The sequence below is a fragment of the Streptomyces sp. NPDC048416 genome (assembly GCF_043200435.1).
Lineage (GTDB): Bacteria > Actinomycetota > Actinomycetes > Streptomycetales > Streptomycetaceae > Streptomyces.
Window position 1 is genome coordinate 1 of sequence record NZ_JBICXU010000061.1, and the last position, 13,147, is coordinate 13,147.

Below are 13,147 nucleotides of genomic sequence, written 5' to 3' on the forward strand. Positions count from 1 at the left end.
TAGCTCCGCTATCACGACGTTCCGGCGCCTTGCGATGCACCGCACCAGGCGCCGCACCCTGACCGACCCTGATCCACCAGACACCCCCTAGGCACTTTCGTCTGGGGCATGCCGGGCTGCGCCACCTGCTCCTCGCCATGCAGCACGAGGCTCCCGCACCGCGTCGCCGGGGACGGCAGCGATCCACCGCGGCTGCTGGGCCGCGCCTGACACCGGGCCGTTCGGGGGCCGTTCGGGCCGGGGTCGACCGTGGTCGGCCGGGGGCATCGCGCACCCCTGCGGCCGATCACCGTCCCAGGCGCGTGAACCAGTCGGCTTTCCCGACGTATTCAACAGAACGTTGAAGATTAGGGGTTGAGCCGCATACCGGGCTGGGCATGGTCCGTAGCAATGGACACGACCATCCGCGCCCGGGCGAAGCGCCGCCCCCAGGTGCCCGCAGCCGTTGCCTTCTTCGACGTCGAGGGCACCCTCCTCGCCGCGCCGGACCTGGCCGGGCTCGCCGCGCCCCTCGGCCGGCTCTGGCACCCGCCGGTCCTCGCGGCGCTGCACGGCCACGTGGCGCTCGGGCACCTCGTCGTGCTCATCGCCCGCGCGTGCGCCGCCGACCTCGCGCCGATGGCCCGCGACCTCGCGCCCGACGCCGTGCTCTGCTCCCGCCCCGGCGCCCCCATGACCGGCCAGGGCAAGGGGTACGCGGCCCGCGCCCTGCTGCGCGAGCGCGGTGTCCCGGCCGCCCGCTGCTACGCGTACGCGGACGAGGCGGCGGACCTGCCGCTGCTGGCCGAGGTCGGGCATCCCGTGGTGGTCGGCGACGACCCGGTCCTGCTGCGCCACGCCCGGCGTGGCAACTGGGGACGCCTCCCGGCCCCGGGCGCCGCAAGGAGTGACGCCGCGTCAGGTCCCGGGGATCCGCCCACCCCCGGTTGACCTGTGCCACCGCAATCAGCCTCGCCGAAGGCGCGATGGTCTTGCCACGGTGCGTGACGCGCCTTACGGTCGCATCCACACACGGATCTACGCGTGTGGATTTGGCTGGCTGACAACCCGTCGAAGGAGCAGCTCATGGCCAACGTCGTGCGCGCCGCACTGGTCCAGGCGACCTGGACCGGCGACACCGAATCCATGATCGCCAAGCATGAGGAACACGCCCGCGAGGCAGCCCGGCAGGGCGCGAAGATCATCGGCTTCCAGGAGGTGTTCAACGCCCCCTACTTCTGCCAGGTGCAGGAGGCCGAGCACTACCGCTGGGCCGAGCCGGTCCCCGACGGCCCGACCGTCACCCGGATGAAGGAGCTCGCCCGCGAGACCGGCATGGTCATCGTGGTCCCCGTCTTCGAGATCGAGGGGGAGGGGTTCTACTACAACACCGCGGCCGTCATCGACGCCGACGGCAGTTACCTCGGCAAGTACCGCAAGCATCACATCCCTCAGGTCAAGGGCTTCTGGGAGAAGTACTATTTCAAACCGGGCAACCTGGGCTGGCCGGTCTTCGACACGGCCGTCGGCAAGGTCGGCGTCTACATCTGCTACGACCGCCACTTCCCGGAGGGCTGGCGTCAACTCGGCCTCAACGGCGCCCAGTTGGTCTACAACCCCTCTGCCACATCGCGCGGTCTCTCCGGCTACCTGTGGCAGCTGGAACAGCCCGCGTCGGCCGTGGCCAACGAGTACTTCATCGCCGCGATCAACCGCGTCGGCATCGAGGAGTACGGCGACAACGACTTCTACGGGACCAGCTACTTCGTCGACCCGCGCGGCCAGTTCGTCGGCGAGGTGGCCAGCGACAAGCAGGAAGAACTCGTGGTCAGGGACCTCGACTTCGGCCTCATCGAGCAGGTCCGCCGGCAGTGGGCGTTCTACCGCGACCGCCGCCCCGACGCCTACGAAGGTCTGGTGCAGCCGTGACCCGTAACCTCCACGACCGGCACAGGGCCGTCCTGCCCGACTGGCTCGCGCTCTACTACCGCGAGCCCATCGAGCTCACCCACGGCGAGGGCCGCCACGTGTGGGACGCCGAAGGAAACAAGTACCTCGACTTCTTCGGCGGCATCCTCACCACGATGACCGCCCACGCCCTGCCCGAGGTCACCAAGGCCGTGGCCGAACAGGCCGGCCGGATCATCCACTCCTCGACCCTCTACCTCGACCGCCCCATGGTCGAACTCGCCGAACGGATCGCCCAGTTGTCCGGCATCCCGGACGCCCGGGTCTTCTTCACCACCTCCGGCACCGAGGCCAACGACACCGCCCTGCTGCTCGCGACCGCCTACCGCGGCTCCAACCAGATCCTCGCGATGCGCAACAGCTACCACGGCCGCTCCTTCAGCGCGGTCGGCATCACCGGCAACCACGCGTGGTCCCCGACCGGCCTCTCGCCGCTCCAGACGCTGTACGTGCACGGCGGCGTCCGCACGCGCGGACCCTACGCCCAGCTGAGCGACGGCCAGTTCATCGAGGCATGCGTCGCCGACCTCGAAGACCTGCTCGGCCACACCCGCAACGTGGCCGCGCTGATCGCCGAACCCGTCCAGGGCGTCGGCGGGTTCACCTCGCCGCCCGACGGCCTGTACGCCGCGTTCCGCGAGGTCCTGAACCGGCACGGCATCCTGTGGATCACCGATGAGGTGCAGACCGGCTGGGGCCGCACCGGCGACCACTTCTGGGGCTGGCAGGCACATGCGCACAGCGGCCCGCCCGACCTCCTCACCTTCGCCAAGGGCATCGGCAACGGCATGTCCATCGGCGGGGTCGTGGCCCGCGCCGACGTCATGAACTGCCTGGACAGCAACTCGATCTCGACCTTCGGCGGCTCCCCGGTCACCATGGCCGCCGGCCTCGCCAACCTCGGCCACCTCCTCGAACACGACCTCCAGGGCAACGCCCGGCGCGTCGGCGGACTGCTCCTGGAGCGGCTGCGCGCGATCGGCGCCCAGCTCCCCGTCGTCCGTGAGGTACGCGGCCGTGGACTGATGGCCGGCATCGAACTGGTCCGCCCCGGCACCGACGAGGCCAACCCGGAAGCGGCGGCCGCGGTCCTCGAAGCCGCCCGCGAAGGAGGCCTGCTCATCGGCAAGGGCGGCGGCCACGACACCAGCGTGCTGCGCATCGCACCGCCCCTCACCCTCACCGTGGCCGAGGCCGAGCAGGGCGCGGCGATCCTCGAACGGGCCCTGCACACCGTGTAGGTGACGCGGCCGGCCCGGACGCGTGGGGATCGAGGACGAGGCCGGGCCGGCGCCGCGCCCGCTCGGGGAAGGAGACACGACAAGCATGACCCGCACATTGATCACCGGCGGCCTTGTCATCACGGCCGCAGAGGAAGTCCACGCCGACGTACTCATCGAGGGCGGCCGGATCGTGGCGCTCGCCTCGGCGGGCAGCCAGCAGTGGACCGCCGACCGCGTCATCGACGCCACCGACACCTACGTCATTCCGGGCGGTGTCGACGCGCACACCCACATGGAGATGCCGTTCGGCGGGACGTTCGCCTCGGACACCTTCGAGACGGGCACACGGGCCGCGGCCTGGGGCGGCACGACGACGATCGTCGACTTCGCCGTGCAGTCGGTGGGCCGGTCGCTGACCGAGGGCTTCGACGCCTGGATGGAGAAGGCGAACGGCACCTGCGCGATCGACTACGGCTTCCACATGATCGTCTCCGATGTGAACGAGTCCACGCTGAAGGAGATGGACGGCCTGGTCGCCCAGGGCGTGACCTCGTTCAAGCTGTTCACGGCCTATCCCGGTGTCTTCTTCAGCGACGACGGCCAGATCCTGCGCGCGATGCAGAAGGCGTCCGGCAACGGCGGCCTGATCATGATGCACGCGGAGAACGGCCTCGCCATCGACGTCCTGGTCCAGCAGGCCCTGGCCCGCGGCGAGAGGGACCCCCGCCATCACGGTGAGGTGCGCAAGGTCCTCCTGGAGGCCGAGGCGACCCACCGGGTGATCCAGCTCGCCCGCGTCGCCGGAGCGCCCCTGTACGTCGTCCACGTCTCGGCCGAGGAGGCGCTGGCGGAGATCGTGACCGCCCGCGACAAGGGCCTGCCGGTCTTCGGCGAGACCTGCCCGCAGTACCTCTTCCTGTCGACCGACAACCTCGCCGAGCCCGGCTTCGAGGGCGCCAAGTACGTCTGCTCCACCCCGCTGCGCCCCCGCGAGCACCAGGCGGCGCTCTGGCGCGGTCTGCGCACCGACGACCTCCAGGTCGTCTCCACCGACCACTGCCCCTTCTGCTTCACCGGACAGAAGGAACGCGGCCGCGGCGACTTCTCCAAGATCCCCAACGGGCTGCCCGGCGTGGAGAACCGCATGGACCTCCTCCACCAGGGCGTGGTGGAAGGACACATCACCCGCCGCCGTTGGATCGAGATCGCGTGCGCCGCCCCGGCCCGCATGTTCGGCCTGTACGACAGGAAGGGCACGATCGCCCCGGGCGCCGACGCCGACGTGGTCATCTACGACCCCGCCGCCGAGCACACGCTCTCGGCCTCGGCCCATCACATGAACGTCGACTACTCCGCGTACGAGGGCAAGCGCGTCACGGGCCAGGTGCGTACGGTCCTGTCCCGCGGCGAAGTGATCATCGACAACGGCCGCTACACCGGGCACGCGGGCCACGGAGCCTTCTTGCCCCGAGGCGTGACGCAGTACCTGGGATAGGAGCGGCAGGCCCGAGGGCCCGCCGGTCGCCCCCGCTCACGCACCGGCCGGGGCCCCGGCACCGGCCGAGACCCGCGGGCCCCGGCACCTGCCCAGGCCCGCGGAGCCGTCAGCGCGAGGCGCCCCACGACACCGGCGCGGTACGGAGCGTGGCCTGCGAGGTCAGATGCGCCAGAACGACATGTCCTGCCGCGTCGGCGCGCAGGGCCTGGGCGCCGACGACACGGCCGGGGTCGGTCGACCAGCGCGCCTGGGTACCGGGACGCCAGAGCGCCGTACTGGTCGTGCCCTCGTTGTTGCGCGCCGCCAACAGGATCGTGTCACCCAGGGCGAGCAGGGCGAGCGGACCGTATCCCCGGGCGGGCAGGCCCGGTTGCTCCGAGCGCCAGTCACTCGCGCCGGGCGCGAGGCGTCCGCCGACGACCCGGCTCGTCGTGGCCTCCCGGTACGCGAGGACGACGCTGCCGTCGGGACACAGGACGGCGGCGGGCGGGTCCGCGGGTGAGGGCAGACCCGTCCGGGTGACGGTGAAGGGCTTGCCGGGCTCCTCCTGGGACCAGTGGTGGACCGTGTCGTGGCCCGAGGCAAGCACGTGGATACGGCCCTGACGGTCGGTCAGCGCGACCAGCCCCTCCTGGACCTCGTCGCCACCGATGTCGAGCCACGGGGTCCACTGGCCGTCGGGGCGTCGGCGGCGCATGGAGACGCCCTTGGACCAGTTGCGGGCGAACAGCACCGGCAGCCCCTGGCCGTCCGGGGTGACGACGGGGGAGCCGACACGGCGCCCCCGGTCGGCGTCCGCCTCGGGGTTGCCGAGGGTCGACCAGGCCCCGAACGGGCCGTCGGCCGTGCGCTGTTCGGCGACAACGATGTCCCGGCGGTTGTCCCGTCGCGAGGCGCCTAGGGAGGCCACGCGCTCGGCGAACAGCTGCCAGCGCCCGTCCCGGGTGAGCGACGCGCTCATGCCGGGCAGCAGCTGCTCGGCGCCGAGCAGGCGGGGCGCTTCCCATGTGCCGCTGCTGCGGGCCTTCTCACGCCACATGACGGCCTGACCGCCGAGCACCGCGAACGCGGTGAGCCGGCCCCCGGCGTCCAGTCCGATCGACGGGGCGGCGGGATGGCGCACCGTGGTGCGCTGGAGCCATCCGGTCGTGTACGAGCGGTCCTGGCCGACGTCGTAGTCGCCGCAGCCCGCCGCGAAGTCGCAGCTGTCGGGGGAGCCGCCGTAGACGTTGAGGACGTCCGCCTTGGCGCGGACGAGTTCGGCGGGCAGGTTCTGCGGCCAGCGCTCGTTGCCGTAGCCGCGATAGGCCTCCAGGACGTACGGGCGGCCCTTGCCGGGGCCCTGGTAGCGCTCGACGGCGGCCAGGGAGAACAGGGCCGTCGCGGTGTGGTCGGGATGGTCGGAGTACCCGGGCTGGTCGTGATGGATGCGGTGCTGGGCGTCGTGCACCTGCATGTCCGGGTCCGGGTCCATGGTGCGCACCAGGGTGGGCCGGTAGGTGTCCAGGAGATGCGTCAGGGCCGCGATCACGCTCTCCCGGGTCACCGGGTGCGAGTCCTGCACCGGGGATCCGGTGCTGACCAGGGTGCTGGACACCATGGACGGGTCCGACCAGAGCTGGGTGAGCCCCTTGCTGCGGCCCGAGCCGTAGGAGGTGTGCTGGCGCAGGCCGAGGAAGACGAGCTGGATGCCCCGGTGGCCGACGAGCGTGTCGACCTCGATCAGGGTGCCGTCCGGCAGCGCCACGGCCTCGGCCCGCCAGGGGGCCCGGGCCTCGCCGGTCGCCATGTACGCATACCCCTGGCGCAGCCCCTGCCGACGGGCTCCGGCGTAGGCGGCGATGTCCCGCCGGGGCGGGGTCTTGGCCCCGGGGACCTTGTTGAGGCCGCCCGTCTCCCCGCAGTTGAGGTAGACGCTCACGAGCTGGTCGTTGGCCGCGATGGTCTGCGACAACTCCGGATTCATGAAGTACAGGTCGTCGTCGGGGTGCGCGACGATCTGCATCACCCGCCCACCGCTCTGACCGTCCAGGTCGGCGGGGGTCGCGGCACGGGAGCCGGTGGCGGGTTCGTCCGGGCCGGAGGTGCAGGCCGCGGCGCCCAGTGCGACGAAACCGGCCATGACGGTGCGCCGGGTGGGCCGGCGGGCGGAAAGCGGGGGCACGAGGACGTCCAGGGCAGAGGGTGGTGGAGGGCCGGGCTCGGGTCACATGGTCCGCTCGAACCTGCTCGCCACCGGGAAGTACGCCTTCAGGAAGGTCCGTATCAGACGGTCGCTGCGCGCGAAGTCCGCCTCGTCGGACGTGGTGTCGTTGAGGCAGAACACGTCCTTGTCGCGGTCGCGCAGCAGCCGGTCGAGCTGGCTCGGCGTGTGCGGATGGGCGACGTCCCGGTACACGTAGCGCAGGTCGCCCGGGACCGCGCGACGGGTGTGGAAGGCGTGGTAGTGGTACAGCGATGAGGGTATGGCGATGTCGTCGCTGCTGCGGAAGCGCCGGGACGCCGTCGTGGCGTGCTGCTCGGCGAACTCCGACTCGATCTCGTCCAGGACACTGCGGCTCAGCGCGTGCGGCATGTGCCGCATCTTCTCGACGGGCGTCGTTCCGAAGCGCTGCTGTATGAGGGTGCGGTTGTTCTTTCCGGCGGCCGCGACGGGCACGTCGTCGTCGGAGAGCGGCCCCAGCGGCACCAGCGCGGGGGAGGGGAAGAACCGGGTGAGCCCGTTGGCGAGGAAGAAGTCCTCGGGCGCGGCCTCCGAGCCGAGGAACACGTCGTCGTTGAAGTAGAGGAAGTGCTCCGACAGGCCGTCGATGTGATGAAGCTGACTTTCGATGGCGTGCGAGTTGAAGGTCGGCAGCACCCGCGGGTCGCGGAAGATGTCGCGGTGCGACACCACCTGGATGCCCGGGGCCGACGTGTCGAGCCAGCTGGGCGTCTGGTCGTCGGTGACGAGGTAGATGGTCCGGATCCACGGCGCGTACATGTCCAGGGAGCGCAGCGAGTAGCGCAGCTCGTCGTGGTTGGCGTAGCGCGCGGCGTTGGCCGCCTCGGCGTGGTAAGTGGCCCCCGAGAAGCGCGAACGGCGCTCCAGCCACGCGGGGTCGGACCCGTCGACCCAGGTGTAGACCGCGTCGACGGGGAAGGTGATGTCACGCGGCAGGACCGTGGTGAACTCCTCCCGGGTGCGCACCGTCAGCAACCCGCGGTCACGCGTGCCGTAGGGAGCGGTGAACGTCTCGGCCGGGACCTCGACGGCCACGCCGTTCGCGGACACGGACTCGGCTATGGAGTTGCGCCGCGGCGCGGTCAGCCGGTCGCCGTCGGCGGCCCAGAATTCGAGGTCGCAGCCGTGCTCGGCGCCCAGGACCAACTGCCGTGCGGGGTCGGTCTGATAGGCGAACAGCCGTATCACGTCGGCGTGCGAGAACCGCTGCCAGGCCGCGGGTCTGAAGCCGGCCAGGACCCGCGCGCTGTTCTCCGGGCCCGTGAGGTAGCCGGGGTGCGAGCCGCAGTGCCCGCTCAGGGCCCGCAGCGCGGCGGCGCGGTCGGCGCGGGACACGGCGACGGTGGTGGCCGAGCGGTCCTGACGCCGTATGCAGAAGTAGTCGATGCCCGCGCCCGACAGCGCCCGGGTGACGACGGCCAGGTTGCTGCGGCGTGCCGTCTCCGGAGACAGCCGGGGCTGGGGCAGCGCGATCCGCAGGCGGCCCTCGACCGTGACGACGGTGGCGCCGGACTCCTCGATCAGCGTGCGGTGGGTGGCCGCGAACGCGGAGGACCGCACCTGGACGGCCTGGAGCGCGGTCGAAGCGGCGCCGATGCGCTGCTTGACCCTGCGGCGCTGCTCCGGCGAGAAGCGCCGGGCGATGGCTCGCCGCCCCTGCACGGGCAGCACCTTGCGATACAAAGAGACCAGACTGGATGCCTCGGCACTGGGCCGAATTCCCCCATGTCCGGCCTGGACGCCAAACGCGTCCGGCTGGTTCACCGCCACGACTGCCCCCTGCCGACGGGCCCCGGTCGCAGAAACTTCTTGGGCCTTCGTCATATTCTTCTGTCTCCGTGTAAAAAATGTCCCAGCCGGGACAGCAGCCACGCGAACCCCCACAGGCGCGGCGAGTGACTTGAACCAGCGATTCTCATGTGAATCACATGTGAAGTTAACATGTTGGTCATGGCTGCTCGGTAAAGCACTGGGAAACCTGTGGCGTTCGGCGGCGGGGCCGATGCCTCCTTTGTGAGATACGTCTCCCTGGCGCAGTGTGGTGAGCAATGCCACTCTGCGGTTTCGTCCGGCTCACCGGAAGGGGCCGCAGGCTGGACGAGCCGACGCCGGTTCGCCTTGCACGGGGGCGCGCCTCACGCGGAGGGGCGCAGTTTGAGAGATTCGGAGAACGGAGCGTCATGGGTGAACCCCTATTGTCCCACGCGGTGCGCGCCGCCAAGTGGGCCCGGGGCACAGCGGTGCGCGCCCGGCGACGGGCCGAGCAGATCGACACGGTGCCCGCGCTCGGCGCCCGTGCACGCTCCCGCCCGCCACTGCGGCCGCTGCACCTGTCGCTCCTCGGGGGCCGCACGCTCAACCTCGCCCTGCCCTGCCCGGTGCCCGTGGCGGACGTGGCGCAGATGCAACTCCACCTGGAGTCCCACGGCCGCGTCGAGCAGCTGCCCCTGGAGCAGGAACCGCAGCCCGACGGAAGCACGCTGCTCACCCTGACCACGCCCCTGCGCCACGCCCGCCACAACCCGCCCGGCACGCGTGGCCCCCGCCTCACCGACGGGCTGTGGCGCATGAGCCTGGTGGCCGTCGACCACCAGGGGCGAATACGCCGCACCCCGATCGCCGCCCTCGGCGACGCGGTGTCGGACGGGCCCACCCTGCGCACGCCGCCGGACCCCGCGACCGGGGTGCAGTACCGAGTGGTCCGTACGCTCGACGGCCACGCCATGGTCAAGGTCTCCGGGCCGCGCCGCCAGGCCGAGCTGACCTCCCTCGACCTCAAGTGGGACCGGATCACCGTCAAGGGCCGGCTCATCGCCGTACGTGCCGCAGGCGGCCACTACACGGCCGAGGCCGTCAGGCGCGGGGTCGGCGCCACGCCGCTGGCCATCGCCACCCACTGGCAGGGCCAGGAGTTCACCTTCGACCTGCCGCTCACCGAGATGAGCCGTGGAGGCCGCGCACAGCGCATGTGGGACATCCGGCTGAGCGCGGGGACGACCCACCTCAAGATCGCGCGCCGGCTCACCGACGTACGCAGCCCCAAGCGGGTCTTCCGCACGCCCTTCCGCAGCGTCGCCCTGGAGGACGGCACCGTGCTGCGCGTGCACGCCCACCTCTCGGCCGCCGGCACCCTCGCCGTCAGCTGCGCCCCCTTCGTCACCCCCGAGGACACCAACCGATGAAGATCACTTTCCTGCTCACCTGGGGCGACGAGATGGGCGGCACCGAAATGGCCGTCTACACCCAGGCCACCCACCTGATGCCCCGTCATCAGGTGGAAGTGATCAGCGTCTTCAAGACCCGTCCCGAGCCCTTCTTCGAGGCAGGCCGCGCCGTCAAGCGCCGGTACCTCGTGGACCGTACCGGGTCCTACGAGCGGCCCGTCCGCTCCAGCGGCCTGGCCGAGCAGGACTGCCGCACCCTGGCCTCCCTGCCGAGCGAACTCATCAAGCCGTCCTGGGAGTCGACCTTCGACCGGCTCTCCGACATCGAGATGACCACCGCGCTCGGCTCGCTCGACACCGACGTGCTCATCACCACCACCCCCGCCCTGATGGCCGCGGCCGCGACCCTGGCGCCGAGCCGGGTGATCACGGTCCACCAGGAGCACCGCGCCTCCCAGCTGCGCGGCGTCTCCGGCGAGCCCCTGCTGGTCTTCGCGCCCCGCATCGACGCCCTGGTCTCCCTGACCGAGCGCACCAACGACTGGTTCGCCGACAGCCTCGGCGCCGCCGCCCCCGAGCTCGTCGCCATCCCCAACGCCGTACCGGACGGCTTCCGTCCGCGCTCCGACCTCGACAGCAAGGCCATCGTGATGGCCGCCCGCATGACCCCGGAGAAGCAACTCGACCACGCCATCGAGGCGTTCGCCGCGATAGCCGACGACCACCCCGGCTGGACCATGCGGATCTTCGGGGACGGCCCGCAGGAAGTGAACCTGCGGCGCCTGATCGACGGCCTGTCCCTGCACGACCGCGTCCACCTCCTCGGCCGCTCCGCCCACATGGACCAGGAGTGGGCCAAGGCGGCCCTCGCGGTGCTGCCCTCCCGCAACGAGGCCTTCCCGCTGGTGCTCCTCGAAGTCTTCGCCGCGGGCGTGCCCGTCGTCGCGTACGACATCGTCACCGGCCCCGCCGAGATCATCCGCCACGGCGTGGACGGGCTGCTCGTGCCCGCCGCCGACAAGGACTCCCTCGCCGCGTCCATGGCGAAGCTGATGGAGGACGAGGACACCCTTCGCGCCTTCGGCGCGGCCGCCCGCACCGGGGTCCGCGAACGGTTCGGCGCCGAAGGCATCACGGCCCGCTGGGAAGAGCTCTTCACCCGCCTCGTGGCCCGGCGCGACGACCCGGAGCGGCTGGCCCAGCGCGCCGACAGGACCGCGCGTCGCGTCGCGGCCGGCGGCACCCGCAGCTTCAACGTCAGCGCCCCCGTCACCGGCCTCGCCGACTCCACCGACGAGCAGAAGGCCCGCGAAGTACTGCTCCAGGCCCAGGACCGCACCGGCACCATCGTGCGCACCGCCGGCCGGCTCGCCGAGGTCCGCGACGACGTCCTCGCTCCGCGCATGGCCGACTGGAACCTCGAACTGGCCACCTCCGCCCTCGACGCGCACCGCATTCCCTACCTGCTGCTGCGCGACGGTGGCACCTCCCACCGGATCGCGGTCGAGGTCGAGCGCCGGGCCGACACCCTCGCGGCGCTCGCCGCCGAACTGCACGGCAAGCCCGTCTACGCCGAGCTCATCGCCCCCAGCGGAGCGGCCCCCGGCGCCTGGCTCGCCGAACGGCTGCGCGCCGCGGGCGACGTCGCCGGCGTCCGCGTCTTCAAGCCGGTCGTCACCACCAGCCGCACCCTGCGGTACGGCCCTGCCTTCGGCTGCACCGTGGAATTCTGGGACGAGAGCGGTGAGGACGAGGAGTTCCCCGGCTGGCGCAAGGCGCCGCGCGGCTCCACTTTGGTCGGCCCCCGCCTGCCCGACCTCACGGCGAGCGCCACCGTGCGCGTGGGGGAGCGCGAGCACCCCACCGCCGAGGCGTTCACCGGCCGCCTCATGAACGACATCGACTTCCCCATCGACGTCGTCTACACCTGGGTCGACGACACCGACCCCGCCTGGCAGGAGCGCCGCGACGCGGCCAGGCGTGCGGCCGGCATCACCACCGCGGCCGGCGCCGACCACGGCGACGTACGCTTCCGCAACCGTGACGAACTGCGCTACTCCCTGCGTTCGCTCGCCATGTACGCGCCCTGGGTGCGCACCATCCACCTGGTCACCGACGACCAGGCGCCCGCCTGGCTCGACACCAGCGACCCGCGCATCAACCTGGTCAGCCACCGCGACATCTTCGGCGACGCCGGCTGGCTCCCCACCTTCAACTCCCATGCCATCGAAAGCCAGTTGCACCGCATCGAGGGCCTGTCCGAGCACTTCCTCTACCTCAACGACGACGTCTTCATCGGGCGGCCCCTCACCCCGCAGTCCTTCTTCGACAGCAACGGGAACGCCCACCACTTCCGTTCGCCCACCGCCGTACCGCCGAGCGAACTCTCCGACGACGACGAGGGGTACTTCGCCGCCGCGAAGAACAATCGGGCGCTCCTTGAGGAGATGTTCGGCCGCACCGCGACGCACAGCTTCCTGCACGCCCCGCACCCGCTGCGGCGCAGCGTTCTCGCCGAGATCGCCGAGAAGTTCCCCGAGCAGGTCGCGGCCACGGCGGCCAGCCGCTTCCGCGCCTCGTCCGACCTGTCCATCACCTCCTCGCTCCACCACCACTACGGATATCTGACGGGACGCTCCACTCCCTCGACGATCTCCTGCACCTACGTCAATGTGGGCAACCCGCAGCACCACACGGTGCTGAGCCGCCTGCTGGCGACCCGCAGCCGCGCCGTCTTCTGCATCGGCGAGTCGGCGACCGCGGAGGTCTCCGTCGAGGAACAGGACCGCACCCTGCGCGCCTTCCTCGCGGCCTACTACCCCGTGCCCTCGCCGTTCGAGCAGACGCGCTGAGCCGATGAGGGGGCGGCGCTTGCCGCCACCCCAGGACCCCGTCGTCCGGTGAGGGCAGGACGCCTCACCGGACGCGGTCGTCCGCACCCTCCCCGGTCGCCCCCGCACCCTCCCCGGCCGCGCCCGTCCGCGCCTTCCACGGACGCCCCCCCCATTACCGTTTTGGTTGCCTCGCAATGGGGCGCCCGGCCTCCGGAGTTGGCATGACTTTCTCCCCCTGTCGATCGCATGTCTTGGGG

The 13,147-nt window shown here is 71.4% G+C and carries 8 protein-coding genes; 6 read left to right on the forward strand and 2 right to left on the reverse strand.

What is annotated here, in order from left to right; genetic code table 11:
- Positions 1 to 390: 390 nt before the first annotated feature.
- The 4 genes from ACGFW5_RS34980 (at position 391) to hydA (ending at position 4,665) form a co-directional block, all read left to right on the forward strand.
- Positions 391 to 930 carry an HAD family hydrolase gene (locus ACGFW5_RS34980; RefSeq protein WP_393838394.1) on the forward strand — a complete coding sequence of 180 codons (540 nt, stop codon included), beginning with the start codon at positions 391 to 393 and terminating at the stop codon, positions 928 to 930.
- A gap of 135 nt (positions 931 to 1,065) precedes the next feature.
- Positions 1,066 to 1,908 (forward strand): nitrilase-related carbon-nitrogen hydrolase, encoded by an 843-nt coding sequence (locus tag ACGFW5_RS34985; protein ID WP_393838395.1) that lies wholly within the window; start codon positions 1,066 to 1,068, stop codon positions 1,906 to 1,908.
- Positions 1,905 to 3,188 carry an aspartate aminotransferase family protein gene (locus ACGFW5_RS34990; protein WP_393838396.1) on the forward strand — a complete coding sequence of 428 codons (1,284 nt, stop codon included), beginning with the start codon at positions 1,905 to 1,907 and terminating at the stop codon, positions 3,186 to 3,188. Before ACGFW5_RS34985 ends, ACGFW5_RS34990 begins: the two co-directional genes overlap by 4 nt.
- Before the next feature lie 85 nt (positions 3,189 to 3,273).
- Positions 3,274 to 4,665, forward strand: coding sequence for a dihydropyrimidinase (hydA, locus tag ACGFW5_RS34995; protein WP_393838397.1), 1,392 nt, complete (start codon positions 3,274 to 3,276; stop codon positions 4,663 to 4,665).
- Positions 4,666 to 4,774: 109 nt separating this feature from the next.
- Here hydA and ACGFW5_RS35000 read toward each other — a convergent pair whose 3' ends face one another.
- Both ACGFW5_RS35000 and ACGFW5_RS35005 read right to left on the reverse strand, forming a co-directional pair.
- Positions 4,775 to 6,832 (reverse strand): PIG-L family deacetylase, encoded by a 2,058-nt coding sequence (locus ACGFW5_RS35000; protein WP_393838398.1) that lies wholly within the window; start codon positions 6,830 to 6,832, stop codon positions 4,775 to 4,777.
- Positions 6,833 to 6,874: 42 nt separating this feature from the next.
- On the reverse strand, positions 6,875 to 8,554 hold the full coding sequence (locus ACGFW5_RS35005) for a stealth family protein (protein WP_393838399.1): 1,680 nt from the start codon (positions 8,552 to 8,554) through the stop codon (positions 6,875 to 6,877).
- Between the two features lie 518 nt (positions 8,555 to 9,072).
- On the opposite strand from ACGFW5_RS35005, the gene ACGFW5_RS35010 reads away from it, so the two are divergent.
- Entirely contained in the window at positions 9,073 to 10,074 is a 1,002-nt protein-coding gene (locus tag ACGFW5_RS35010) for a hypothetical protein (protein WP_393838400.1), read from the forward strand.
- Entirely contained in the window at positions 10,071 to 12,908 is a 2,838-nt protein-coding gene (locus ACGFW5_RS35015; protein WP_393838401.1) for a stealth conserved region 3 domain-containing protein, read from the forward strand. Before ACGFW5_RS35010 ends, ACGFW5_RS35015 begins: the two co-directional genes overlap by 4 nt.
- The last annotated feature ends 239 nt before the right edge of the window (positions 12,909 to 13,147 follow it).

Excerpts from the sequence above, each read along its gene's own strand:
- ACGFW5_RS34980 (WP_393838394.1), top strand. The coding sequence starts at position 391 with ATGGACACGACCATCCGCGCCCGGGCGAAGCGCCGCCCCCAGGTGCCC.
- ACGFW5_RS34985 (WP_393838395.1), top strand. The coding sequence starts at position 1,066 with ATGGCCAACGTCGTGCGCGCCGCACTGGTCCAGGCGACCTGGACCGGC.
- hydA (WP_393838397.1), top strand. The coding sequence starts at position 3,274 with ATGACCCGCACATTGATCACCGGCGGCCTTGTCATCACGGCCGCAGAG.
- ACGFW5_RS35010 (WP_393838400.1), top strand. The coding sequence starts at position 9,073 with ATGGGTGAACCCCTATTGTCCCACGCGGTGCGCGCCGCCAAGTGGGCC.
- ACGFW5_RS35015 (WP_393838401.1), top strand. The coding sequence starts at position 10,071 with ATGAAGATCACTTTCCTGCTCACCTGGGGCGACGAGATGGGCGGCACC.